This window comes from Leptospira wolbachii serovar Codice str. CDC (assembly GCF_000332515.2).
In the GTDB taxonomy this organism is placed as follows: Bacteria; Spirochaetota; Leptospiria; order Leptospirales; family Leptospiraceae; genus Leptospira_A; species Leptospira_A wolbachii.
The window spans coordinates 1,165,722-1,189,738 of the sequence record NZ_AOGZ02000014.1 but is presented as its reverse complement, the minus strand read 5'-3'; the positions used below and the strand labels follow the sequence as shown (position 1 = coordinate 1,189,738).

The following is a 24,017-nucleotide window of genomic DNA, read 5'->3' as shown; positions in this document are numbered from 1 at the left end:
ACCCCTTTAGAATCAAATAATTTTAGTATTTAAACTCGTTTTTTCGGAAGGTATTTATAATACTCCATCTCTACCGTGTTGATGAGGTAGGTGTAGTACTTAACCAATTTTTTATCGAACTTCTTTTTGTTCATTTCCTCTCTGTAGTGGTCAGCGAGTTGGCCACGGAACAGTGCGGATTTCATATCAGTGCGGTTGATGAGAATGGTGTTCGGAAGATCCCGAATGGCAACATCTTCTGGAATGATAATGGTGGAAACGGATTGTAAAACGGCATATTCGACAGTAGAAGCTACTTTATCGTCATCTTTCTCTTTGGCTAGAGTCATGTTGTTTCGTTTGATATTGTCCAAGTTTTCGTAGATTCGCGAACGTAAGGACTTGGGATCCAAAACTTTATCTGTGATTTTATTGAATCGTTTGGGAAATACGAAATTATCTGCGGCTTTGTAGATATTGGATAGTTTCTCGTCTTTTTTGCTGGTTTCCCCTTCGTCTTCGTAGTTTGAAGAAGAGGAGCTTGTATTGTAATTTGGTTTGCCCCAATCCCCAACCCCCGAAAACTTCCCAGAATTTTTGATGTCTTCTCGGATTTCCTCGGTGGATTTTTCGCGGAAGTAGATGGCCGCCATAAACCCAAGTACCACAGAGAAGGGCACACCGAAAAAAATTGGCATCGCCGAACGGAGGTAATATGCTCCTGTGATAAAGATCAGGGTGCTTACCACAAATGTCAATATACCTGGAACGGCATTGAAGCGGGAACGGATTTCATTGGAACGTTCTTTTTCCAATTCTTCCACTTCCATATTTTTGACATCGGCATTCAGTTTTGCAATCAACTCGGGTTTGAGTTTGTTATTGAGTTCTGGATGTTTGGGATTGGAAAGTTTATGGTTGATAATTTTAGCATAACCCAATTGTTTTTTGTATTCTGGATTGGTTCTGCCCTCAAACGCTAGTTTGTGGATGACTGCTGCCATATAACCATGATCTACTACATAATAAACAGATCTGCCATCAGGAAGTTTTTCTTCATAATAAGAATGGTCTGAGAACACATCGTCTTTCAAACGTTTGATGTATTCGTCTGCTTTTTCTTCTGAGGTGATTCCTGCCTTCGCGACTTCTTCTTCGAAGTCGATTCGAAGGAGTGTGTTATGATTTTTAGTGTGTTCTGGAATTTTGCTGATTACTGCATTTTTTACAGTTCCGTAAATGCTATCATCCTTACGAGTCAGAACGGATCCTTTTTCTTCCGATAGTCTTTTTAGGATTTTTACACTGAGTTCAATCGTTTCTTTGATGGATAGAGCTCTGTTTCCTTTTTCTACCGGATAAGGAAAGTTTTCGATAACGGATAAAAACTTTTTTACTTCTTCTTCAGGATTCATTTTAGAATCTAAGGAAGTAAATTTTGGCTTAGATATATAATCACTAAAGGAAGCTAAGAAGGATTCATACTTTGCATCTTTGGCTAGTTTTGTGAGTTGTTCTTTTGTAAAATGTTCCAATCCATTCATATGAGCCAGGATTTGGTTTACAACTTCTGGTAAACGTTTGAAACTTCCATCGGGCAAAATATTTAGTTCATCAATGACAATGTGATAATCAGTGAGAACAGAAAGTGCCAAGTTTTGTTCCCGTGCAAAGTCAGTGAAGTCTTGGAGAAAGTCTGGCATGGGAATATAAGGCAAATTTCCAAATCCCTTTCTCACCAGTGAGGAGATTTCTGCTTCCAAAGAACCGAGTTTGGGATACAACCAAGTGTTTCCCTCTTTGTTTTTTTGTAAGAGTAAAGATCCAGGATTGTCTTCATCCCAGTTCCTTCCTTTTTTGGCACGGTTTTCTAAAAGGACTTTGATGAGGTCTTGTGAAAATCGAAAACAAGCCTGTCTATAGGGTTGTGTGTCCGTTTTGTTTTCGTTCTGCGGTGCCACAAGTGCTATTTTAGAAGAGATTTTGCTGCCAGTACGAATGAGGTAAGGATAGGCGTAAGCGGCACGATTTTGACCTCGATGGTCTATGTCTAAAATTTGACGGAGGGCATGGTGGATGGAACTTTCAGTCCGGCCTTGTGTTCCTAGGTTTGTGTACTTCCCCAAAGCTTCGGGAAGTTTATCCACGGTCATTAGATACGATGCATGTTTTTCTTTGCTGCCGTGTTTTTCTAAACGTTTGTGCCAGTCTTTGAGTTCATCTAAGATACAACGTGCTGTGGGTGTAAGACTTCCCACTGAATCAGACAAAAAGATGTAGGACTGTGCGGATGGTCTATCGGCAGAACTTTCCTCTTTGGATGAGGAGTTCTCTACGACTGTGTCTGATAGATCAATGCTGTCTTCGCTCATTTGGATTTTGCCTGGTGAGAGGCCACAATTTCCGCTAGGATATGGGCTCCCCTGGCTAATTCTTCTTCCTTACGGCAATATGTCAAACGTATGCAATCTTGAGTGTGCGAAAAATCTGAGTTTAATCCCGGAAAGAAATAATGTCCTGAAACAATAAAGAGCCGTTTATCTTTACAAAGGTGGTAAAGTTTGTGATTGGATACAGATAGATTTGGAAAACGAATCCAAAGAAAAAAACCACCCATAGGGTCATGGATTTCGTACTCAACACCTTGTTTTTGGAATTCCGATTCAAAGATAGAAACTGCAAGTTCTCTTTTTTTGTCATAAAACGGACGTAAGACGTTTTTTGCAAGGCGTGGAAGAATGTTCTTCCGAAATAGGATGTCCATCATATACACACCGAGATTTCCCACTGCTAAATTGCCTACCGCGGCATACGAAGAAAGAGTTTCAATTGTCTCTGGATTCGAAATGATGATCCCTAAACGAACTCCCGGCAGCCCAATTTTGGAAAAACTGAGTGAGAGAGTTCTCCCATCCCGATAAGTGACAGGTTCTTCCTCTCCAATTAAGTTGGGAAATGGGTTTCCATAAGCTAAGTCAATGAGGAGGGGAATCGATTCCTTTTGGGTTCTTTCTTCCATCCAATGAATGTCTTTTAGAGACAGAATATTTCCTGTAGGATTGGTAGGGCGAGAAAGAGCAACACAACCTACACTCGACAAATCAAAATCAGTTTTGTTTAATCCATAACGAAACCTGTGGTTCCCTGTCGGAATCACTTCGGGTTTGGTTGCCACAAAGGCATCGGCTTCGATGGATTGGTCCGCATAACCAATGTATTCTGGCACAATGGGAAGAAGGATTTTTTTGAAACTCCCATCTGTCATTTTGCCGGAATGGATGTTGAGTAAATACGCATAGGCATTTTGGCTTCCATTCAAAAAAGCTATGTTGTCTTTAGTGAGCCTTGCCTCCAAATGCGAAGATAAGTATTCTGCAGCGAGGGTGCGAAAACGTTCATTCCCAATGGGAGCTTGGTAGTCGCCGAGAAGTGCCGTAAGCGAAGGGTCTTTAGCCAGGGAGAGAAAACAATCGGCAAAAATTTCTTCTGCTTCTGCAATATGCGCCGGATTTCCGCCGCCGAGTAGGATTTCGTCTGGATGGCCTGTGACTTGGCCCAGATCTTCCATCAGGGATCGGATTCCCTGGTTTTGGCGGAGGCGAGTGGCCCAAAGAGAAGAAAAAGAATCCGTCATGGGGGTCATATTCACCAGACTTTCCGCATCCAGAACCCTTTTTCTAAGGGAATTCTAAAATTATGTTCGCATTTCGAAAAATGAAGTGACATAATTCGGAAACAGGGTATTTAAGTGACATAATATAGAGGAGTGCTGTTGGATGAGCACCGAAACAATACAAAGACCCATTCGAAAAGAAAAAGATATCGAATTTTTTAAACCTACCCTTTCTCGGGAAGACCTGAAAGGTGTTTTGGAATGTCTCGTAGACGAACATCTTTCTACGGGTGAAATTGTGGAAAGATTTGAAAAAACGTTCTGTCACACTTTTAAAATCAAACATGCTATCTCTTCTAATTCCCTTACCTCGGCATACCATTTAGCATTACTTGCGTTAGGTGTAAAAGCAGGAGACTCGGTTCTCCTTTCTAGTTATGCTCCGATCTCTGCTTTGGATGCCATTTTCCTTTTGCAAGCAAAACCAGTGCTTGTGGATTTGAAACGAAATTCCTTCCATCCATGTCCTGAAGAATTCCTTCGCAAAAAAAATGAATCGGGTGCTCGTTTCGCTCTTTTTGATCATAGTTTTGGATCTCTCATTCGTTTGAGTGATTATTCCATCGAAGGTTTGGAAGTTTTAGAAGACTTTACTGAGGCCATTGGGGCAACTTCCGAAACCATAAGTGTAGGAAAACAATCCAGACTTGCGATATGTGGACTCAGTGCAGAAAACATCATTACCACTGGAAACGGTGCGATGATCATTACTTCAGAAGTTTCTCTTTCCAATGCAGTAAAGTCATACAAATCGGGTCCTTCCGCAAAACGTAACTTTGGTGAACCAAAGTATGATTACAATTTGGTAGATTACCAAGCAGCTCTTGGAATTGAACAACTTTCCAAACTGGGTGTGATCTTGGAACGTAAGAAAAAAATCGCCTCTGCTTATTTACAAGCGGTTCAAAATTCTCGGCTAGAAACCTACTTCCAAAATCCAACAGAAGATACCTTCCAAAGATTTCCTATAGTTGTCTCGGGACAAAACTACGAAGAGATCCAAAGATATTTTAAATCCATCCATATCGGAACTCAAAGAACTGTGGATGAACCACTTCACCGTGTATTGGAAGTGAACCCTTTGGAATTTCCTAATGCAGAACGTCTTTACCAACGAGGGCATTGTATACCGATTTATCCTAACCTAACAAAAGATAACGTACAACGGATCGCAACAGCCATCCGACGCATCTATTGATTGGCACAGGTTCTCTATTATCTAGACTCACTTTTTGAGTATAGATTACCCCTTAATCCCTTAAATTTAGATTCCTCCCTCAAACGGAGGAATCGTTGTTTAGAGAAGATGTTCTTTCCGATCTCAAGGGAAGAAGATTTTATCCTTGTAGAAGAATTACCGAGCGAGGAACTCTTTTCTCATTGGAAGGAATCTGGCCTCACACCAGGGACCCCCATCCAAGACGGTGCTCTTCTGGGAGAAGTGACCTTAGTGGAATGGGGATGTCGGAATGAATGGTATGAAGGTAGGCTTCTCGAAGATCCCATTCGCATTGAAACTTCGCGGTATCTCAATTCCAAAATCACACAACTGGATTTTCGAAAACACCACTCTCCTCTACCGGCAAAGGTAATTTCTTCCGAAGAACATCTGTTTGCTGAACTAGAAGAATCAAAACTTCCCATCGTTCTCAAAAGTGAATTTGGTCTTGCTGGCAGAAATCATATCATTTTTAAATCGGCTTCTGATTCCTGGAAGATGTCACAAGTAAACAAAAAGCTATTTGGTTTTCCTATCATCGCTGAGTTTTGGGTAGGGGAGGAAAGGTTTTTTGATTTTTCCACTCTTTGGGATGTTCGGGATGGGGAATTCTTTTATCTCACTGCTACGGCCATGCTCATTGATAAGGAAGGGGTGTTTCGGGGGATTCGGATTGGAGGTTCTGAGTTTCCTTACTCCGCCTCCTTTTTGCCACCAGTGATGGATTTGGTTCGCGATGTCAAAGGCCTTATCCCCAAAGAATATTCTGGTCCTTGTGCCATTGATGGATTTTTGTATAGGGAAGAAGGAACTGTAAAAATCCAACCAGTTTCCGAGTTTAACTTTCGTTATTCGATAGGTCGCATTCTCTTTGAAGTTCGTAAAAAAAGAAATGTTAAACAGGAAGTGGTAAGTGGAATTTTGATTTTGCCTTATCCCAAACAAGGTTCGCTCGATGAGTGGACTACCCTCAAACGGCTTGAAAAAGAGTTAGATATAATGATGATTCTGCTAACTCCCGTTAGAGATTTATCGGGCAAACCTTACCAAAATACTGTATTGTATTTTGAAACCACGGAAGAAAAGGAACCTTCCGTGGTGGAATCCATTTGGTTGTCTTGGATGGATTAATGGAAAGAGTCAAATCGTCGTCTTAAACTCCGTCTCTGTTCGAGATAAATTCATGTTTTCCATTAATTTCTAACGTAGGATCCGATGGATTTCCGCGACGTTTGATTTCTAAAATATCAGTATTGGTAAGAGGAAGAGTTGCCTCTAAACTTACGATGACTTTGTCTCCTTTTTCCGTCCAAGTACATAACATCTTAGCTGTTTCGTACCCCATCTCACAAGTTCCATCGTTATGAAGTTGGATCCTTGCTATATTTGATTTTGTTTTCCACTTACCAATGGCCCATGTATTTTTAGGAGGAATGAGGGCTGATCCCGCTTGTTCTGAATTGAATACCACTTCTGCGATGGCTGTATTTTCGGGGTTAGTTCCTTTATATACTTCTTGGATAGTGAGAGAGATTTCTCTAGCCCGAAGTTCGGATTTGAATTCTATCCTTTGGAGAGACAAACTATCTTTCAGAGTGATAATTTCTTCATTTCCCTCTTCTGTGGAAATTTTTAGTTTTTTGATTCGATTGTTTGTCGCCCAAAGTTTTGGATCACCAAATCCATTGTAGATGGATAAAGAACGAAAGTTGATAGGTGACTTGTATTTGATTTGTAAGGATTCGCCAATTCCTTCGCCATCCGCACCTTCGACCCAACTGGTTTTGAGTTTTCCATCCATAGCAAAGATGGGTGTGTATTTTTTTGACTTTGGTAACAATTGACTCGTGGAAGTAATACTCGGAGGATTGAGTGGTCCGGCAAAGATCGGCAAGCAGATAGCGCCGATGAGTAGGGAAGTTTTTGAAAAAGAAAACTGCATACACAAAATGATATGTATCTAAAATTTTGAGCAAGTAGGAAATAAATTAAATGAATGAACCTTGGGATTACTACACAGTCTATGTTACTTTTTCCTCTGAAGAGGAGGCAAAAAAAATCGCCAAAATTGTTGTTACTGAACGGTTGGCTGCTTGTGCCAACATCTTCAAGGGAATGGATTCCATTTACGTTTGGAAAGATGTTTTGGAAGAGTCAACAGAAGTTGTTTGTTTATATAAAACAACAAAGGAGAAGTCGGAGCTTTTAATGCAGAGAATCAAAGAATTACATTCTTATGAAACTCCCTGCATTGTTTTGTGGCCTATTGTTTCAGGAAATCCCGATTATTTGGATTGGGTTCGAAACTCTTTATAGAACTCTTTAATTCTATCGAATAACAATTCCAGTCCTAATTCTTTACGCCACGTAAGAAAAGAATCGGGCATTTGAACCGATGCAAACCAAGGATAGGCGGGGGATTCTTTTGGTTCTGCAAGCATACCCATAAGACTTGCTACCGTTAAATCGACTCGTCCGAAAGAATCTCCATTGAAGAATTTTCTGCTCTTGTATATTTCTAGTAGTTCTTTGGAACCTTCATCTAAAGATTGTTTTACGACTTCCAAATTTTTTGGAGTGATTTTGTATCTTCTTTTGAGAGATAAGGCAATCAAATCAAAATGCTCTGGAGGTCCTACCGTTTCACTAAGTGAAACAGGTTTTAATAAAAACAATTTCCCTACAATATCTGGATAATCTAGGATAAAGTGATATAAAAGTGTTTGTAAACTTTTTCCGATTTGTGTGTCTATTTTCTCTTCCATCAGTTTTTCTTCTGCTGATGCTTTGTGACCAAAAGCTTTTTCTTCCACTAAATCTAAAATGTTCCCTGAACCTTGAATGATACCTGTCTCCGTCTCTAAAACTGGCACATAAAGATCATTCACAAGAGGTTTTAACGTTTGGATGTGTTGTCCGGGAACCAGTGGATTTAGTTGGTAGGGATAATTTGCAAGATCCAATGCCCACCTTGCTTTTTCAGAAAAATGAGAGATGGGAAAAGTATATAAGGTTGAACTCATGTGTCGAAGTTTGCAGATAAGAAATCATTCGGCAATCAAGTTTTTTGTCATGGAAAATGGATTGTCTTCTAAGTGTTCCTATCTTTAATATGATTCCTGTTTTATGAGATTTAGTTTTTTCATCCTATTTTTGGTTTGTCCTATTGGATTTTTAATTGCCAAAGAACATTCAGAATTCTGCTCCATGGAAAGACTTTGTGTTATTTATGTTCAGGACAAAACGGGAGTCGACATCTACTTCCAAAACAAAATAGCTATCGATGAAACCTATACAACTATTTCTGTCAATGCAACTTCCACGAATATGAAAAGTTCTCTAAAACTCCCTTTGGTTACGGTATTAAAAGGTCCCAAACGTAAAAAACTCTTCCGTCTGAAAGTAAATAAACCTAACAAACGCTGGGTCTATCAAATCAAATATAAATGGATTCTTGGTAATTATTCCGTTTCTCATGATCCAAAAACTGTTTACGACCTACCCTTTGAGAAGGGAATGAAAGTTCGTATCTATCAGGGTTATAAGGGAATCAAAAGCCATCAAGGTGACAATCGTTATTCGATTGATTTTGGATTGAAAGAAGGTGATTTGATTACAGCCGCGAGAGATGGCATTGTGATCGATACGGAACAAAAAAATAACGAGGGTGGATTTGAAATGAAATATATCCACTCAGCAAATTATATAAAGATTCTCCATGAGGATGGAACGATTGGTCAATACGCTCACCTCCGTTATATGGGTGTTCTTGTCAAACGTGGACAACGAGTTGCTGCTGGAACTCCTATTGGATATGCTGGTAGTACTGGATTTAGTGACGGTCCTCATTTACATTTTGAAGTGTACAAGCCAACTCCCAACTTACGCAAAAAAACAATTCCGACATTGTTTCGAACAGAGTCCTCCGAGGGGGAACTTGTCTCGGAGGGACAACTCCATTGGCGAAGAGATCCAAATGCACCTATGGTTAAGATTGTTTCTGATATAGAGGAAATCCAAATCTGTGAATCGATTCAAAATTTGGAACGTTTAGGCTGTAATGGTACATCTTTTGCGAAAGGTTCTCCTCTCTACTTTTATATTCCTCTTTTGAAACCATCTCGTTACAAGATACAAATTTCCGTTCGTAAAAATGGAACCTCTATTTTGAAATTGTATAATTGGGAGACAAATCCTGAATGGTGGGATACCTATTTAGATGTCCAATTGGAAGATCCTTCGGAATCTATGGAAGGGGATTGGACTGCAACTATCTCTATAGATGGCATTGTCCAAAAAGAAATTGAATTTCAAGTAACGAGTGTAAAGTGATCAGGTTTTTATTTATTTTATTGTTTTTGGGTTTTTCCTTTGGATTGTATGCGGAAACCAATGTTACGGAAGAATGCAATCAAGAATGGATTTGTCTTATTCAAACAAAGGATGAAGATGGAATTGAGCTGTCCATCCGTAACCACAATCCTAATCCTAAAATTACAAATTCCGTTTTGCTCAATGCCACCCTTATCAATTTTAAAACAGATTTAGTTTTCCCATACTTTGTTGTAGTTAAGGGACCAGCTCCAGTATATATAACAAAATTTCTATTAGAAGACAAAACCAAAAATGCCTTCCATTCTTTTTCCTTTCGTGTAAGGCCAGGTGATTGGGATAGCATTCATGATGATTCTGTGAGTTATCTATTGCCTTTTAGTCCAGAAATTCGTGCAAAGGTAGTACAGGGATACAATGGATCGGTTACTCATTTTGGTAACTTCGCCTATTCTATCGATTTTGGAATCCCTGTAGGCACTCCAGTTCATGCGGCAAGAAAAGGTTACGTAATGGCAACTGAGGCACGTTATTCGGAAGGTGGGTTTCGAAGGGATTTATTATCAAAGGCTAATTTTATCATCATCCAACATGAGGATGGAACTTTGGGGAATTATGCCCACCTAATGAAAAATGGTGTTGTTGTAAAACTGGGAGATATGGTAGAAGCCGGGCAATTGATTGGATACTCGGGTAACACTGGTTATACGCAAGGGCCTCACCTACATTTCGAAGTACATAAACCAAATCGTCAATTAGAAGTAACAACAATCCCAACTGTGTTTAAAACACAATATTCCGATAGGGACACTCTAAATGAATATTATATGTATTGGCATCCGCGTGTAGGCATCAATACCAAAACCGACATACTAGAAGAAGACATTCAAATTTGTAAGTTAACAACAAAACGAGAAAAGACACAATGCGGTGAAACTTCTTTTCAGTTGGGTGAGAACTTTTTGGTCTCCTTGGAGTTTGTCAGGCCAGGAAACCAACGGATTGAGGTAGATATATCTATTGATGGAAAGGGTTTTGAGCCTATGAAACTGGACTGGGTCGCTCAAAGGAATTTGGCCTTTGAAGGTAGATACCTGTCGATTGCAAACAATCCCAAGTTTATTGGCCGTTGGAAGGTCCGAGTGAGGGTCAACGGAGAGGAAAAAAAGATTCTTTTTTTTGATGTAAAAGCATAAGCGTTTGACAAGTAAATGTATGTATAGTAGATTGGCTATGGGCTTTCCAAGACCTTTTGGTCGTTCTACTGGGGGTGCAAACCCCCATCTTTTTTCGCACTTAATTGCAGAAACATCTTCCCATTTTTGATTGCCTATCTAGTTTGAGATTCCTATGGAAATGGATGAATCTTTGAATGTACTCGGTGGACCCCTGGCTCCTTGTTCCACTCATCCTCTGACTGGTTTTTTTAGGGATGGATGTTGTAATACATCCGATGATGACGTTGGTTCTCATACGGTTTGTGTTCTTGCAACAGAAGAATTTTTAGAATCCCAAAAACAAAGTGGCAATGACCTAATCACTCCTTGGCCACAATACGCTTTCCCGGGAGTAAAGCCCGGAGAACGTTGGTGCCTTTGCGCCTCTAGGTGGTTAGAAGCTTACCGCAACGGAGTTCCTCCAAAGGTCTTTCTTGAGTCCACCCACAAACGTGCGTTAGAGATCATTCCTTTGGAGTTACTCGAAAGATTTGCGGCGGACGATTTCGATTAGTTTGTTTTAAGAGCATCCAAATAGGCTCTTGTGTGTTTGGATGTATTACGTAAAAGGGATCCAAGAATATTATGTATCGGATGGTTTGGCTCATATAGGGTTTCGTACTTAGGAATTTCTAAATGTTCCAGTTGCTCATCCATTGGTTCGCCAGCATCATAAGCTTCTTTACAAACATTTCCCCGTAAAGCATCCATTCCCTGCCATTCGATTTGGTCCTTTTCTGAAAATCCCGTGATGGAACTTGCGACAGAGTGGTTCCAGTTTTTTGTTTCGATTAAGTTTCGAATCAAATAGTATTGATATTCTTCGATTAAAGTATGTCTTCCTGAAACAAACCGGATCATATTATCTTTTGGGGATTGGTATCCCACAATAGATACAAGTTGTACGCCAATTTGTTTTGCCGCACTGACTCTTGGTAGTACGGAGGAGTGGTAAGGTTGTGTGAGGTCCTGGATATAATGCAAGGCCCAACCAGCAAAACGGTAGCCCCAATAAGGATGGCCTGTTCGGAATGCTAAATTGGAAAGCTCTGTAAATTGGTGGATACGGTATTCGGGATAGGTTCGTTTTAGAAAACCGGCAAGGGCAAAGATGATTCCAGGTTCATAAAAGAATCCCATGTGGAAAGGAGCTTGTGAGGAAAACTCAACGGCTGGATTTCCGAATGGTTGGCTTCCAAACCCATAAATTTTCCCCACTTCACTTGCGCTATCTTCAAATAAATACAAATCTAAATCATAGTCAGGTTCATCCGTGGCTGAAATCAAAACTTCATCAGCACCGATGGTTTGCCCTTCTTGAAGGGCTAAAAAAGTTTCGTTTCCCAATTTCCCTTTGTCATTTAGTGTTGTGAGTTGGTTTAATGGAAGTTTGGTTCCATTTCTTTTGAGAACTGATTGGATGTACAAGGCTGCTTTGTGGTTGGGATTGACACGAAGGGCTTTATAAAAACTGACTACAAGGTCGGCATCCTTTGTTGTTTTTGAAAATTTCAAACTTTCGTTTGTGGGTGTTAGGTGTGGAAGTTGTTTCAGAGCCCATTCTTCTGAAAGAGACAAACTGTCTTGAATCGAGGATTTTTCCTTTGATAAAAAAGTTTTTAAAGATTCTACTTTGACTTTGGGTGCGTTTTTATCCTTCCAATGGTCCTTTAAGATTAGATAGGTAATTCCTGCATGGTTGTTCCAGGCAAATAGGGGTAATGTAAAAGTCAAAATTAGAATAGTTGTGAAGAATTGTTTCATAGTGTTTATGGGTTTTCCTTTCTTTGGAATTTGGTTCCATTCCATATATATTCTGAATTGTAGTATTCGTGAGTTTTGGAGTTATCGATATCGAATATATGTGTTAACTCTTGGATTGTATTGGTTTTTCCTTTGGTAACCTTTCTTTTTGTTTTTTTATCTTCGGGTAATGTTTCCCCTGGAAATACCAACCATGACTCGCCGCAGGAAGGTGGATCGCAGGATCCGTGGTTCCAAGAAAAATGGGATACTAATTTTGAATCGGAAGTGATGCTGATCAATTGTTCACTAGTAGATCCATTTTCGATTTCAGAAAAAACAAAATATGATAATCCGAATAAAAACTTAGGACTCGGTGAAAATTGTGAAGCAGGGTAGATTTTATGATTCCAGCTTTCGTTACTGACGGCACCAGCTTCCCATTTGGATTGAGATAGAAGTTTATCACCTTGGATTAGTTTTAATTCAAGTGTGCGACGTTTGACTCCTAAGTTTCTGCATAAGATTGTGTTCTGTTCCAAAGGGAAGGAGTAGTCGGCAATCAGTCCACCCCAGATAAAACCAGTGTCCTTCTCAGATTTCACTTTGTACCAATACTCTTTTACTGAATCTTGTTCCATGATTTGGTTCGTTTTTGCGAGAATGGTGACTACAGCTCCCATCGAAAGTTTCTTTTTGACTTTTGATTTCAGGTTATCGGATTCTCTTAAATTGACATTGTCACCAAATATGCGATAGGTGGAGCCAATGGTTTTTTCATGGATGTAGTCATCCCAATGACTTTGTGGAAAGAGGGGAAAAACAAATATAACTAGTAGAAGGTATCGAAAAGTTTTGTAACCTGACATAGTGCAAAAAATAGGGAACAGACTACCAATAGTCGATCTCTTTTCCAAAGGAATGGTATTTTTCTCGAAACGATAGGTCGATAATAGTTTTGTAGGCTTTGTCATCGGAAAGGAATTGAATGATACTCGCACAGGTAATGAAATCGTATTCAATGGACCAAATCCGAATCTTGGAAGAGAGAATGAATGCCTATGAAACTTGGGTGTTTGTGCTTATCTTGCTCGTTGCCGTACTTATCCTAATTACTGTCATGCAAAGGCTGACGATTGCTAAATTAAGATCATTAGAAGCATTCAAATCAAAATCGATTTCAAAAGGTGTAAGTTCTGCAATGAATCAGAATCCATCGAGTTTGGCCGAAGTTCCTATTGCGGATATCCATACCATTACACAGACACCAATCCATTCTGCAATGATCATCCAAGGTAAGGATTTACCTGATCCTGGTTTGGTTTTTAAATATGTAATTCCAATATCGGAAGGTAAGGTCATTACAATTGGCCAAAGAGAAGGGAACGTTGTTACCAGGTCCACTGAAGTCTTAGATCACCACCTAACGATTGATATAAAAGCAGTAGATATATCTAACTTTGAAATTCTATCTTACAGTTTGGAATTCAGAAGAGAAGGAAAAGTTTTGTTACAACTTCCCGGAGCCAAGGACTTCCACGAAATGGGTGTGAAACAAAGGATTCATATTTCTAAGTCTTTATCTTTTGAAGAAGAACCTTGCTTTGAATCTCTGGATAACAATCAGCCTTTACGATTCCGAATCGGAAGTCGACTCAATGTAAATGGAAGGTTTAAAACGGGATATTTTGAGTTTCATTTGTTTGCCAAAGATGTGTTTGAAAAAACGAAAAACGGAAACAAACGAATTGAAAAACATTTTTATCTGAAGTTGTTTAAGATCTTTCCTGGATATGATACGGCTGGGCAAACGAAAGAAGGGCTTGTTCCGATGCTTGGACGGTTTGAGGGGTAGGGGTGTGAATCTTTATATCCCCGCCCTGATTTGGGTGGGGAACTAGACCCGCCTCCCAATGCACACCTATTACCACATCCCCTTTTTCCTTACAAATTTATTTCCCAAATTCAAAATTTCTTTTTAAATAAGTTCACCTTTTTGTAAACTATGGATCTCTAATTTTACATTGTGACGGCTTCGCATTTCATACTCATCAAAGAAGAAATCTGTATGGAAGAGCCGAATGTTTTCGATAAAATGATTCAATACTTGGATTCTTCCCTTTTGGTAGTCTTCGCTAGAAAATATCGAATACTCTTTGCGAATGTTTTTTGCATATTTGTAGTATTTGGATTCTTCGCTTCCCAAAATGGAAATATCAATATCTAAAAAGAAAGATGTATCTGGATGGCATTTGTCACCTAATCGATGTGATTTGGTTGCCAGAATATGTTCTATGCAAATTTCAATCCGTTCCTGTGAAATTCCTAATTCGGATAATCTATCTTTGGCGATCTTTGCACTTTCTTCCTCATTGGTTTTGGAAGTGACATCATAAATCAAATCATGATAGAATAAGGCAAAGAGTGCGATCTCTGGATCTTGTAATTCCTTAGATACCGAATCAAATTCCCCTAACATTTGGTAGAGATGATTTAGGCTGTGGTAGGTGCGGTGGGGTTCCGAGTAGTGGGATCTAATTTCTTCCCAGAGGGAATCTTTCTGAGATACAGAGATGTCTTTGTTATCTTGGAGCAGGGCTTGGAATCTTGATTTACATTTCTCTTCGATCTTCATGGGAATACCTTCTGTCAAAGAGTGATACAATTTAGATTCCGTAGTTATCGTTTCTCCAATTCGAATGTGGATAGATCAATGAATTGAGAGGCATTTCCGTGTATATCGATACCGACGGGATAACCAGTCTCATCTAAATCGACATTAATATCTTGGGAAATTTCTTTCGTTTCAAAAGCTACCTTTTTTGATAAATCAATGTAGAGAGAATCTGTTTCTGGATAATATGTAATCTTCATGGTTTGAAACCTCTGTCAAAGAATGCATTGTGAATTGTCATCTCATCTTCCAACAGTATGACTCTAAGGTATTTTCTCGAAGGGTCAATCCATTTCCAAAGACGTATCCTTCCGTCTTCCTGTATTTCCTTATAATCCGGAAAGTGATAGGTTTGTAATATCCATTCTAATTGGATTTCAGGGCGTTTTTTTAGGACTTCATTTTGAAAGTACGGAGTAAATTTCACTCACATACTAGGGTAGTTGACTATATCCTACGGTTCCCCTTTCCCCATAAAAAAAGCCAAGGTTTCCCTTGGCTTTTTACTTCGATCATTTGATCGAAACGTATCGAATCTTAAATTCGATTACGCTCTTTCTACGATCATAGATCCTGCGATCCCACCGTGTGCACATGCAGTCACAAGCACCTTTTTCACGTCTTTGTTTTCTTCAAAGTCCATGATGGCGTTGTGAAGGAGTCTCACACCAGTAGCACCAAACGGGTGTCCAATGGAGATAGATCCACCGTTCGGGTTGATTTTTTTCTCATCAAATTTCTTTTCCCAGTCAAGACCAGTTCTAGTTTTGATTTCTTCAAGAGCCGCAACTGCAGTCGCAGCAAACGCTTCGTGGATTTCGATGATGTCGATGTTTTCGATTTTATCACCTGTTTCTGCAAGAAGAGCTATGGTTGCTTCTGCTTGGCCAAGACCCATTAGGTTTGGATCCACACCGCGCATGTTAAAACCGTTGATATAAGCTTTTGGAGTCAGACCTAATTTTTTAGCTGCATCTTCAGAAGCTACAATGATACCAGCCGCTCCATCAGAACGTGGGCTTGCATTGAAGATTGAAAGAGTAGGTCCATGTGATTTCTTTAAGTATTTGCTGTATTTTTCTTTGAACTGGTCAAATTTCATTTGAGGGTTGTCAAAGAGTAACATCGCACGACCCATACGAGTTGGGTTTTTTACAAGACCTTCACGAAGAAGAACTGCTTCGTCAGCTTGTAACATATTTCCTTCATCGTCTTTCACTTCCATAATGTATGGTTTGTAACGACCTTCTTGAGTCGCATCAAAGGCACGTTTGAAAGATTCGTAAGCTACTTTGTCTTGTGTTTCGCGTGGAAGGGCATAGTTTTGAGCGAGGATTTCTGCCGTTACTTGCATACCAAAAGAAGTTTCGCCATCACCAAGTCCATCTTCCAATGTATCACGAAGTTCTACACCTTCAGGAAGGTCATTCGGAAGAAGTTTTGTAAGAGCATCCAAACTGTTTGTTTTTTTGTTAAGGCGAGCGTTTTTCACAACGAATGGCATAGAAGTTTGCGATTCTTCACCAATCACGAGAAATACTTTTCCTTCACCAAGTGAAATACGTCGAGTTGCTTCTGCTACTGCTTCCAAACCGGAGACACAGTTGTTTGCAACAGTAAGGCAAGGAATTTCCATAGGAAGTCCAAGTAAGTTTGCAATCACACGTGCCGAGTTTGGTGCGTTAGAAAAACCTTCACCAACGATCACACCGTCGATATCAGTAGGTTTCAAACCACTGCGTTTCATAACTTCTTCACCTACGATTTTTCCGAGGTGGTGTCCTGAGTACTGTGAGAGCGCCTTGCCAATTTGAGCAAAAGGAGTTCGTGCTGGTGCTGCGAGTACTATCTTTTGTGTTACTTTCATAAAAATTCCTTCTTCCTTTCTTTAGACTAAAACTTTAGTTACCTTTAAAATTACTTCGCAAGCCACTTCATCATAGAACGTAGTTTTGTTCCTACGGCTTCGATCGGGTGAGCAGCATTTTTTTCTTTGAGTTTTTTGTATTCAGGGTATCCAGCTTTTGTATCGGCCATCCAACGTTTAGCGAACGCTGCACCTTTATCTTTTTGGATATCAGTGAGAACATCCTTCATACGAGCTTTGACTCCTGCATCAATGATGCGTGGTCCGCTGATATAATCTCCATACTCTGCAGTATCAGAAATGGAATAACGCATACGTGCCAGTCCACCTTCATAAATCAAATCAGTGATGAGTTTGACTTCATGTAAACATTCGAAGTAAGCGATCTCTGGATCGTATCCCGCTTCCGTCAAAGTTTCAAATCCACTCATGATGAGGTTTGCAACACCACCACAAAGAACTACTTGTTCTCCGAAGAGGTCAGTTTCTGTTTCTTCACGGAAAGATGTTTCTAAAATTCCTGCTCTTCCTCCACCTACGCCACTAGCGTGTGCGAGAGCGCGAGCTTTTGCTTGGCCCGTTGCATCTTGGTAGATCGCAATTAAGCAAGGAACTCCACCACCTTCTGTGTAAACACGGCGAACCAAATGTCCTGGACCTTTTGGCGCTACCATATACACGTCTACGTTTTTTGGAGGAGTGATAAGATCGTAATGGATGTTAAATCCATGAGAGAATACAAGAGCCTTTCCTTCAGTAAGGTTCGGTTCAATATCCGCCTTATACATGTCAGCTTGGATGGTGTCTGGAGCGAGGATCTGAATGATGTCTGCTTTTTTTGCAGCTTCCGCAACACTGAAAACTTCAAAACCAGCTTCTTTCGCTTCTTTTACTGATTTGGATCCGTCGCGAAGTCCGATGATGACTTTCAAACCAGAATCTTTCATGTTTTGAGCTTGGGCGTGACCTTGGCTTCCGTAGCCAATCACTGCAATGGTTTTACCTTTAAGGAGATTTAGATCGCAACTGTCGTCGTAATAGATATTTGCCATGGATGGGCACACTTCCTGCGGAAAATTTAACTTATTTTTCCATCATTTTTAACTATAACGAGGGAAACAAGAACGAATTAGGGCGCCTTTCCTTGCTGGTTCCGGACTCCGCGTTCGCTTCGGTCCTTCGGACGGCTGACGCCTCCTCCACATCAAGGGCGCGTAAGAGACATAATATTTTTCTACTTCCCTTCAACTATTTTGATCCAACACAAACCATGCGCATAGGTGTTAACCGCAAATGCGGAAACCCTCCATTGGAGAATCGGATCCGAACCCCTATACTGGATTCATGATGAACAGAATCAATTTTGAATCCGTGGAAAAACTGAACCGTCAAAGGCTCGTTAGGTTTTTTTGTTCCTTATTTTTTGTGAGTGGTTTGGCCCTCGTCGGAGGAGGTTGTGTCAGTCCTGATCTCGTCCACGACTCCTATTATGCAAGGCATCCGAGTCAGAATGGCCACAACTACCGCGATTACCCCTATCCCTACCAAGGATCTAGAGGAAGTTATGGGGTTCCGTATCCCTATCATGGCGGAGGGAACCAGTTCCAAGTCCCCAGAACCCACGGAGGCGGTGGCCACAATCCCCTTCATGTTCCTGCGGGTAGATACCACAATATGGGCAATCCCGGGAAATGGAGGTTATAGACCTTGGATCCTTTGAAAATTTGTAAACTCTCTTCGGACTTACTTGTGTTATACCGTACAATCTGTCCGAAGAGAACGAAATCTCGCCATCGTTTGGTGACTTCATTTCGTTATTTTCTTCTTCTCTCCACTTTTCTTTTGATCGGATGTGCAAGCCTCCTTCCACCAGAAAGGAGGATATATCCTAAGAATCCTGTCACTCTTCCGGAAGGAATGGACATCCACCAGTGGATGGATGCAAAAGAGAAACAGTTTCCCAACAGATTGGGAGCCAGTCAAATTGCTAACGATGAATATAAATTCACTTACTTCCGTAAAGAATTCACAGCCCTCGGTTCTTTTCGAGCATGCACTGGATTGGTTCGGAGTATAAATCCCAAGCAAGTTGAATTCTATAATCTCGTTTCGATGATCAACCACGGTGACTATACAATAAACAGGAGATCAAAAGGTGGAGACTTGGGTCCCATGAGTGAAAAGGAAAGAACAGAGATTCTACTTCCTTGTATCGAAGAATTTTTAGAATCTCCCCAAACAAAGGAATGAAGCATACGTGAAGTTTTTTTATTTTAGTTTATTCAGTTTATGTTTCCATTGTTCCTTTGCTAATTTAGATCGTGGTTTAAGAAATATCCCAAAAGATTCCACAAAAGGGAAAATCAGCGATACTGTTACGATTCTAAATCAAAACAGAATGTACTTTCGTAAAGAATATTCAGGTTCGGTAGAGGTTGGTCCGCTATTTGGAGAATCAGTGACTCAATATTTTGCAAATAAACAAATAGAGGTCGGTAAGTCTAGGTATCAGTGGAAAGAAATTTACATTCACAATATCGATGATAAAGATTTCCAACTGACAAATGTAAAAACAGACTATGTATTCTTTGTTACGGCAGCTCGACCTCGAAGCAATTGGGAGGAAGGTAGTCTTATGCAATTATTACAAATGCTTACTTTCTGTATTGTCCCTTGCAAACAAAAAGTCGCTTTGGATGTTACGGTAAAGTTATATCATAAAAATAGTCTGGTCTCTGAAAAAGTAAGCACCCATTCCGGAACCCGTTATTTTAGCCCTTGGTATTTACCTGTTCCGTTTCTATTCGAAATGAGAGACTATGGAAATTTATCCCACGAACCGAGTATTTTCTCTACCTTGTATTTGAACGGTTTCCAAGAAGCAATCGACCAGATCTATTTGGATTTACCTAAAGAATGAAGTAACTAGAGGGCCTCGACTTTTTGATCTACACTTCCCGTATAACGAATGAGGCCAAAGGTCAAATCATCTTGGATGGCAGTGATCCCTCCGGAGAGTTGGATGACAGATTGGAAAACTTGGTCTCGAATTTCAATTAAGGGAAGGCTTCGCATCTCTCGAATCAAATGCAGGAGTCTTTCTTCCCCAAACATTTGAAAGGACTCCGGTGCCCTAGCTTCTGTTAGGCCATCGGTCAACATCACAATCAAATCCCCGGTTTCCAATTGGAATTTCTCTTCTTCGGCAAGGATGGCAAAAATCGGAGTGATGATCCTTCCCATCGGTTTCAAACTCACAAGGGCTCCCGACTTTCGGATGATAAAAAGAGGAAAGTGGCCGGCCCTGGCAAATGTCAGTGCCCCAGAATCGGTATGGAGATGGAGTAAACTGGCTGTTACAAAATGTTCCCGAAGATTGGGAATGATTTGGTTTCGAATCGATTCTAAATTTTCTTTTAGGTCGGAAGGGTCTTCCTTCCATTTATCCAGGGAGGTTTTGACAAGAGCACTGAGTAGGGCCGCAGGAATTCCGTGACCAGAAACATCACAAATAAAAACACCTAACTCTAGTTTTTCGGGTCTCCAAACAATATCATACAAATCTCCCCCCACTTTCATCATAGGAATATTTTTAAAAAGAATTTCCACACCTTCGGGAAAAACTTCCTTTTGAGGGAAAAGAGATTCTTGGATCCGTTTGGCCATATCCAATTGTTTTTCGATTTCTGTTCTTTGTTCTTCAATGACGGCAGTTCTTTCTAAAACTTTTTTTTCTAGTTCCTCGTTGGCTTTTTCTTTGAGTTCATTCAGAACTTGTAAGGATTTTAAAGAAGCGAGTTGTGCTCTTTCTCTTTCTCTGGTGGCTGTCACCAAAAAGTAAGCAATCCCACTGATACAAAACAAAAAGGCATCCAAAAAGATTAGGGAGTCGTTGATCGAAAGTCCTGTTTCATCTCTTCTCGCAAAAACCCCTTTTCCTTCGATGGTTAAGGATACGGCTGTGAATGCTAACACAACGGTTGCGAGTGTGGCACCAAACTGGCGAAAACGAATGCTTGTAACAATCACAAAAGGAATGGGTAAAAAGAGGAGAGGCCACTCATCGCTAAAAGCAATGGTTCCCGATATATACACCAAAATGATCCAAAGGAGTAGTTCGATTTGTTTACGAAGTTCCAACTTTAGTTTGGCTTTTGGATGGAACCAAACATAGAGTAGGGGGGCAACAATGAGAAATCCCAACATCTCTCCCGAGAACCAAGTAAAGAACACATTAAAATAAAGTTCTGTGGATAAAAAATCCCAATACCATAAACTGGTGACACCCATTACTGTGCTAATAAACGATCCAGGAATGGTTCCAATACTTAAGAAATAAATTAAGTTTTTAGTAGAGTAAATGGGATCTGTTTTTTCAGACACTCTTTGGATGATTCGATAGTTGATATAACTACTGAGTGTATTTCCAATTCCTATGATGAATGCTGTCGGTAAATGTGGATTATTAAAAAAATTAGCTAAGGTTGCTCCCAAATAAATTCCAGGTAAAGCAACCGGACCGAGAAGTAAAAGAGAAGCAAGACCCACACCTTCTGGGGGCCAAACGGGAGAAACTTGGCTATCTCTGATTCTAATTTGGAGAGTTTCTTTTGGTCTTGTTTGGATTTCTGTGGTTTCCCCGCTCCGACTGTCACTTCTGGAACTACAACCTGTTTTGGGGAACTTGGTTCACTTTCTAATTCCAAAGTATCGGTTTCTAAAAAGGAAGAGAAGGTTCCAATGTAATGGTCTAGTTTTCCCTCTTTTCGGAAGATCAGTAGGCTTTCTGCGGTTCGGTCTAAAAAATAACGATCGTGGGATACGATCACAACGGTTCCTGGAAATTCATCGAGGAAGGATTCCAAAACAGACAGTGTTTGAATGTCCAAATCATTGGTTGGTTCATCTAAGATCAGAAAGTTGGGACCTGTCATTAAGATCTGCACAAGAAAAAGTCTGCGCCTTTCGCCTCCCGAGAGTTTGGCGATGGGTGTGTATTGTAATTTCCCATCAAAGAGAAACCTTTCCAACATCTTGGCCGCAGAGATTTTTTCTCCTGATTCAGTTTCGATCATCTCACCCGCAACATCTTTGATATAATCGAGAACATTCCGATCCAGGGGAAGTTCGGAACTGGTTTGGTCAAAGTAACCCACCTTCGTATTCATCCCTGGTTTGATGTATCCACTATCAGGTGTAATACGGCCTGCCATTAAATTGAGGAGTGTGGATTTTCCAATTCCATTGGGTCCAATCACACCGAGTCTTTCTTTGGCTTTAAAAGTATAAGTAAAGTCATTGATGAGTAGTTTGTCCGCGATCCCTTTTTTCAGATTATGAATTTCTAAAATGGTTTTCCCTTGGCGTTTGGCCGCGACACTCAGTTCTAAATCTTTTTGTTCTTCGCGTTTTTCTCTATTTTGGAGTTCGCTGGCTCGTTCAATCCTTGCCTTTTGTTTTGTGGACCGGGCTTTCGGTTGGCGTTTCAACCACTTCACTTCTTGTTTGAGAAATTGTTTGATTTTATCTTCTTGTTTTTGAAGGGTTTCTTCTCTTTCTACTTTGCGTTCCAAATAAATAGAATAGTTCCCTTCGTATAGGAAATGACTCCCTCGATCGAGTTCCAAAATTTTATTCACAATCCGATCTAAAAAATAACGATCATGGGTGATGAGAATGATGGCTTTGTCAAGACCTGCCAAATAGTCTTCTAACCATAAAATGGATTTTACATCCAAATGGTTTGTGGGTTCATCCAAAATCAGTAAGTTACTTTCATCGATGAGGGACTTTGCCAGTTCTACTTTTTTAAGCATCCCCCCTGACAATTCAGACATCTTTCTTTCTAATTTCTCAACACCTAACTCTTTTAATATGGATTTAACTTGTTGTTCGTAATCCCAAGCGGACAGTCTATCCATTTCTTGAGAAATTTCTGTAAACTCATCATCTAACCCCTCGGCACCTTCACTCATTCGTTCACAAATGTCTTCATAACGGCGAATGGTTTTTACGAGTTTGTTATCACCTTTGTAGATATGATCGAGGATGGTTTCGTTCTGATCAAAAACAGGATTTTGGTCAAGGATGGAGATTTTAAGATTATTGTTTTTAATGATTTGGCCAGAGTCCGTTTCTTCTTTGCCGAGGATGGCTCGCAATAGGGTGGATTTGCCCGATCCATTGATACCAACAATGGCGAGTTTTTCTCCTTCACTGATAGAGAAATCAAGGTTTTGAAAGAGTTTTTTTTCGCCGATGGTTTTGGAAAGTTTGGAAACAGAGACTAGCACAATGTCCATGAGATGGAAATAGGGTCAAATGGACAATCTCATTCAATATTTTGGCATGAATGTACATCTGATTTATCGACTTTCATTTGGTTTTTGGTATCCTCCCTTTTTTAGAATTCTCTCATTTCGGCAAAACCTCTTAGTAGAGTGATATGTTATCGAACGGACAAGACGAATTATATACTTCCATTCTAAGCAGGCAATCCATCCCAGAATCCGTGGTGGGTGGCAAACAAGTCGCCAGTCGCTTTTTAGATGAATTGTTTTCCATTCTATTTTCGGGATACCATTCTGAACGTAACTTTACTTCCAAAGACCAAATTATGGATCAGTTGGAACTCTTTCGAATCCGTTGGAAAAATTTATTAGAACCTTATGCTTCTTATGCGGACAGAGAATTTGGACGTGTTGTAGCCTTGGATGATATTTTGCATAACTTTGTTGCCAAACTTCCTGGTTTGTATCAATGGATGTGGGAAGATGCAGAGGCAGCTTTTTTAGGAGATCCCGCCGCAGAAAGTATCCACGAAGTGATCCTCGCCTATTCCGGGTTTTACGCTGGTGCAGTCCACAGAGTAGCTAATTATTTTTTCAAATCTTCGTTACCCATTTTCCCAAAACTTTTATCGGGTGTGGCCCATGAAGCTACGGGAATTGACATCCATCCAGGGGCAGAGATCGGAAGAGCTTTTTTTATGGATCATGGAACAGGGATTGTGATTGGAGAAACCACTCAGATTGCGGACAACGTGAAGATCTACCAAGGTGTTACCTTAGGCGCTTTGTCGGTAAACAAGTCTTTGGCGAAACAAAAACGTCACCCTACGATCGAAGAGGGAGTTGTGATTTATGCGGGAGCAACGATTCTCGGTGGGGAAACTGTCATAGGCAAACAGTCGATCATCGGAGGAAATGCCTGGATTACCCAAAGCATCCCTCCGTATTCTGTTGTGTATCAGAAGTCAGAAGTACGAGTCAGAAGTTCTAATGAAGTCCAAGGTTTGGATTTCACCATTTGAA

23 protein-coding genes are annotated in these 24,017 nt (G+C 40.3%); 11 read left to right on the top strand and 12 right to left on the bottom strand.

The genetic code is table 11. The features are described from left to right. Positions 1-29: 29 nt before the first annotated feature. Both LEP1GSC195_RS10980 and LEP1GSC195_RS10975 read right to left on the bottom strand, forming a co-directional pair. Positions 30-2,351, bottom strand: a complete 2,322-nt coding sequence (locus tag LEP1GSC195_RS10980; RefSeq protein ID WP_015680662.1) for a hypothetical protein — start codon at positions 2,349-2,351, stop codon at positions 30-32. Then, positions 2,348-3,622, bottom strand: a complete 1,275-nt coding sequence (locus LEP1GSC195_RS10975; protein ID WP_015681312.1) for a valine--pyruvate transaminase — start codon at positions 3,620-3,622, stop codon at positions 2,348-2,350. The genes LEP1GSC195_RS10980 and LEP1GSC195_RS10975 overlap by 4 nt, the downstream gene beginning before the upstream one ends. A gap of 133 nt (positions 3,623-3,755) precedes the next feature. Between LEP1GSC195_RS10975 and LEP1GSC195_RS10970 the strand changes: the two genes are divergently transcribed. Together LEP1GSC195_RS10970 and LEP1GSC195_RS10965 are read left to right on the top strand one after the other, a co-directional pair. Beyond that, positions 3,756-4,850, top strand: a complete 1,095-nt coding sequence (locus LEP1GSC195_RS10970; RefSeq protein WP_015682448.1) for a DegT/DnrJ/EryC1/StrS family aminotransferase — start codon at positions 3,756-3,758, stop codon at positions 4,848-4,850. Positions 4,851-4,958: 108 nt separating this feature from the next. Beyond that, positions 4,959-6,002, top strand: a complete 1,044-nt coding sequence (locus LEP1GSC195_RS10965; RefSeq protein ID WP_015681397.1) for a hypothetical protein — start codon at positions 4,959-4,961, stop codon at positions 6,000-6,002. Positions 6,003-6,024: 22 nt separating this feature from the next. Here the strand turns inward: LEP1GSC195_RS10965 and LEP1GSC195_RS10960 are convergent, their stop codons facing one another. Continuing rightward, complete coding sequence (locus LEP1GSC195_RS10960; RefSeq protein ID WP_015680871.1) at positions 6,025-6,813, bottom strand: NADase-type glycan-binding domain-containing protein; 789 nt, start codon at positions 6,811-6,813, stop codon at positions 6,025-6,027. Positions 6,814-6,863: 50 nt separating this feature from the next. Here LEP1GSC195_RS10960 and cutA point away from each other — a divergent pair, with 50 nt between their 5' ends. Next, on the top strand, positions 6,864-7,187 hold the full coding sequence (gene cutA / locus LEP1GSC195_RS10955) for a divalent-cation tolerance protein CutA (RefSeq protein ID WP_015681698.1): 324 nt from the start codon (positions 6,864-6,866) through the stop codon (positions 7,185-7,187). On the opposite strand, the gene LEP1GSC195_RS10950 is transcribed toward cutA, so the two are convergent. Beyond that, the gene (locus LEP1GSC195_RS10950; protein ID WP_015682404.1) at positions 7,157-7,894 is read right to left on the bottom strand and encodes a glutathione S-transferase N-terminal domain-containing protein; all 738 of its coding nucleotides are present in this window, start codon (positions 7,892-7,894) and stop codon (positions 7,157-7,159) included. The two genes, cutA and LEP1GSC195_RS10950, sit on opposite strands and share 31 nt — an antisense overlap. A 103-nt stretch (positions 7,895-7,997) precedes the next feature. Here LEP1GSC195_RS10950 and LEP1GSC195_RS10945 point away from each other — a divergent pair, with 103 nt between their 5' ends. From LEP1GSC195_RS10945 to LEP1GSC195_RS10935, 3 genes are all read left to right on the top strand, one after another. Next, complete coding sequence (locus tag LEP1GSC195_RS10945; protein ID WP_015682708.1) at positions 7,998-9,203, top strand: M23 family metallopeptidase; 1,206 nt, start codon at positions 7,998-8,000, stop codon at positions 9,201-9,203. Continuing rightward, positions 9,200-10,399 (top strand): M23 family metallopeptidase, encoded by a 1,200-nt coding sequence (locus tag LEP1GSC195_RS10940; RefSeq protein ID WP_015682174.1) that lies wholly within the window; start codon positions 9,200-9,202, stop codon positions 10,397-10,399. The genes LEP1GSC195_RS10945 and LEP1GSC195_RS10940 overlap by 4 nt, the downstream gene beginning before the upstream one ends. A 154-nt stretch (positions 10,400-10,553) precedes the next feature. Next, positions 10,554-10,934, top strand: coding sequence for a DUF2237 family protein (locus LEP1GSC195_RS10935; protein WP_002971716.1), 381 nt, complete (start codon positions 10,554-10,556; stop codon positions 10,932-10,934). On the opposite strand, the gene LEP1GSC195_RS10930 is transcribed toward LEP1GSC195_RS10935, so the two are convergent. Both LEP1GSC195_RS10930 and LEP1GSC195_RS10925 read right to left on the bottom strand, forming a co-directional pair. Continuing rightward, positions 10,931-12,184, bottom strand: a complete 1,254-nt coding sequence (locus LEP1GSC195_RS10930; RefSeq protein WP_015681360.1) for a phospholipase C/P1 nuclease family protein — start codon at positions 12,182-12,184, stop codon at positions 10,931-10,933. The genes LEP1GSC195_RS10935 and LEP1GSC195_RS10930 overlap by 4 nt on opposite strands. Before the next feature lie 5 nt (positions 12,185-12,189). Further along, positions 12,190-13,032 carry an SH3 domain-containing protein gene (locus tag LEP1GSC195_RS10925; RefSeq protein ID WP_040507093.1) on the bottom strand — a complete coding sequence of 281 codons (843 nt, stop codon included), beginning with the start codon at positions 13,030-13,032 and terminating at the stop codon, positions 12,190-12,192. A 119-nt stretch (positions 13,033-13,151) separates the two neighbouring features. On the opposite strand from LEP1GSC195_RS10925, the gene LEP1GSC195_RS10920 reads away from it, so the two are divergent. After that, complete coding sequence (locus LEP1GSC195_RS10920) at positions 13,152-14,018, top strand: hypothetical protein (RefSeq protein WP_015682167.1); 867 nt, start codon at positions 13,152-13,154, stop codon at positions 14,016-14,018. A 123-nt stretch (positions 14,019-14,141) separates the two neighbouring features. Here the strand turns inward: LEP1GSC195_RS10920 and LEP1GSC195_RS10915 are convergent, their stop codons facing one another. The 4 genes from LEP1GSC195_RS10915 to ilvC form a co-directional block, all read right to left on the bottom strand. Continuing rightward, positions 14,142-14,798 carry an HD domain-containing protein gene (locus LEP1GSC195_RS10915; protein WP_015682273.1) on the bottom strand — a complete coding sequence of 219 codons (657 nt, stop codon included), beginning with the start codon at positions 14,796-14,798 and terminating at the stop codon, positions 14,142-14,144. A gap of 44 nt (positions 14,799-14,842) precedes the next feature. Next, positions 14,843-15,037 carry a DUF2283 domain-containing protein gene (locus LEP1GSC195_RS10910; protein WP_015681514.1) on the bottom strand — a complete coding sequence of 65 codons (195 nt, stop codon included), beginning with the start codon at positions 15,035-15,037 and terminating at the stop codon, positions 14,843-14,845. Positions 15,038-15,384: 347 nt separating this feature from the next. Next, the gene (locus LEP1GSC195_RS10900; protein ID WP_015682537.1) at positions 15,385-16,704 is read right to left on the bottom strand and encodes a thiolase family protein; all 1,320 of its coding nucleotides are present in this window, start codon (positions 16,702-16,704) and stop codon (positions 15,385-15,387) included. Between the two features lie 50 nt (positions 16,705-16,754). Further along, positions 16,755-17,756, bottom strand: a complete 1,002-nt coding sequence (gene ilvC, locus LEP1GSC195_RS10895; protein ID WP_015682044.1) for a ketol-acid reductoisomerase — start codon at positions 17,754-17,756, stop codon at positions 16,755-16,757. A 241-nt stretch (positions 17,757-17,997) separates the two neighbouring features. On the opposite strand from ilvC, the gene LEP1GSC195_RS10890 reads away from it, so the two are divergent. The 3 genes from LEP1GSC195_RS10890 to LEP1GSC195_RS10880 are packed head-to-tail and all read left to right on the top strand — an operon-like array spanning position 17,998 to position 19,624. Then, the gene (locus LEP1GSC195_RS10890; protein WP_015680676.1) at positions 17,998-18,408 is read left to right on the top strand and encodes a hypothetical protein; all 411 of its coding nucleotides are present in this window, start codon (positions 17,998-18,000) and stop codon (positions 18,406-18,408) included. Between the two features lie 3 nt (positions 18,409-18,411). Further along, positions 18,412-18,954, top strand: coding sequence for a hypothetical protein (locus LEP1GSC195_RS10885; RefSeq protein WP_015682480.1), 543 nt, complete (start codon positions 18,412-18,414; stop codon positions 18,952-18,954). Positions 18,955-18,961: 7 nt separating this feature from the next. Next, on the top strand, positions 18,962-19,624 hold the full coding sequence (locus LEP1GSC195_RS10880) for a hypothetical protein (RefSeq protein WP_015680537.1): 663 nt from the start codon (positions 18,962-18,964) through the stop codon (positions 19,622-19,624). A 5-nt stretch (positions 19,625-19,629) separates the two neighbouring features. Here the strand turns inward: LEP1GSC195_RS10880 and LEP1GSC195_RS10875 are convergent, their stop codons facing one another. Next, positions 19,630-21,294: a PP2C family protein-serine/threonine phosphatase gene (locus LEP1GSC195_RS10875; RefSeq protein ID WP_408605940.1), complete on the bottom strand. Its 1,665-nt coding sequence runs from the start codon at positions 21,292-21,294 to the stop codon at positions 19,630-19,632. After that, positions 21,183-23,006 carry an ABC-F family ATP-binding cassette domain-containing protein gene (locus tag LEP1GSC195_RS10870; protein ID WP_232227763.1) on the bottom strand — a complete coding sequence of 608 codons (1,824 nt, stop codon included), beginning with the start codon at positions 23,004-23,006 and terminating at the stop codon, positions 21,183-21,185. The genes LEP1GSC195_RS10875 and LEP1GSC195_RS10870 overlap by 112 nt, the downstream gene beginning before the upstream one ends. A 143-nt stretch (positions 23,007-23,149) precedes the next feature. On the opposite strand from LEP1GSC195_RS10870, the gene epsC reads away from it, so the two are divergent. After that, positions 23,150-24,016: a serine O-acetyltransferase EpsC gene (gene epsC / locus LEP1GSC195_RS10865; protein WP_015680712.1), complete on the top strand. Its 867-nt coding sequence runs from the start codon at positions 23,150-23,152 to the stop codon at positions 24,014-24,016. Position 24,017 lies beyond the last annotated feature (1 nt).

Coding starts and splice junctions, on each gene's coding strand:
- LEP1GSC195_RS10870 (WP_232227763.1), bottom strand. CDS start 23,006: ATGGACATTGTGCTAGTCTCTGTTTCCAAACTTTCCAAAACCATCGGC.
- LEP1GSC195_RS10965 (WP_015681397.1), top strand. CDS start 4,959: ATGTTCTTTCCGATCTCAAGGGAAGAAGATTTTATCCTTGTAGAAGAA.
- LEP1GSC195_RS10950 (WP_015682404.1), bottom strand. CDS start 7,894: ATGAGTTCAACCTTATATACTTTTCCCATCTCTCATTTTTCTGAAAAA.
- LEP1GSC195_RS10980 (WP_015680662.1), bottom strand. CDS start 2,351: ATGAGCGAAGACAGCATTGATCTATCAGACACAGTCGTAGAGAACTCC.
- cutA (WP_015681698.1), top strand. CDS start 6,864: ATGAATGAACCTTGGGATTACTACACAGTCTATGTTACTTTTTCCTCT.
- epsC (WP_015680712.1), top strand. CDS start 23,150: ATGTTATCGAACGGACAAGACGAATTATATACTTCCATTCTAAGCAGG.
- ilvC (WP_015682044.1), bottom strand. CDS start 17,756: ATGGCAAATATCTATTACGACGACAGTTGCGATCTAAATCTCCTTAAA.
- LEP1GSC195_RS10910 (WP_015681514.1), bottom strand. CDS start 15,037: ATGAAGATTACATATTATCCAGAAACAGATTCTCTCTACATTGATTTA.
- LEP1GSC195_RS10975 (WP_015681312.1), bottom strand. CDS start 3,622: ATGACCCCCATGACGGATTCTTTTTCTTCTCTTTGGGCCACTCGCCTC.
- LEP1GSC195_RS10900 (WP_015682537.1), bottom strand. CDS start 16,704: ATGAAAGTAACACAAAAGATAGTACTCGCAGCACCAGCACGAACTCCT.
- LEP1GSC195_RS10915 (WP_015682273.1), bottom strand. CDS start 14,798: ATGAAGATCGAAGAGAAATGTAAATCAAGATTCCAAGCCCTGCTCCAA.
- LEP1GSC195_RS10935 (WP_002971716.1), top strand. CDS start 10,554: ATGGAAATGGATGAATCTTTGAATGTACTCGGTGGACCCCTGGCTCCT.
- LEP1GSC195_RS10945 (WP_015682708.1), top strand. CDS start 7,998: ATGAGATTTAGTTTTTTCATCCTATTTTTGGTTTGTCCTATTGGATTT.
- LEP1GSC195_RS10925 (WP_040507093.1), bottom strand. CDS start 13,032: ATGTCAGGTTACAAAACTTTTCGATACCTTCTACTAGTTATATTTGTT.
- LEP1GSC195_RS10970 (WP_015682448.1), top strand. CDS start 3,756: ATGAGCACCGAAACAATACAAAGACCCATTCGAAAAGAAAAAGATATC.
- LEP1GSC195_RS10960 (WP_015680871.1), bottom strand. CDS start 6,813: ATGCAGTTTTCTTTTTCAAAAACTTCCCTACTCATCGGCGCTATCTGC.
- LEP1GSC195_RS10890 (WP_015680676.1), top strand. CDS start 17,998: ATGCGGAAACCCTCCATTGGAGAATCGGATCCGAACCCCTATACTGGA.
- LEP1GSC195_RS10930 (WP_015681360.1), bottom strand. CDS start 12,184: ATGAAACAATTCTTCACAACTATTCTAATTTTGACTTTTACATTACCC.
- LEP1GSC195_RS10920 (WP_015682167.1), top strand. CDS start 13,152: ATGATACTCGCACAGGTAATGAAATCGTATTCAATGGACCAAATCCGA.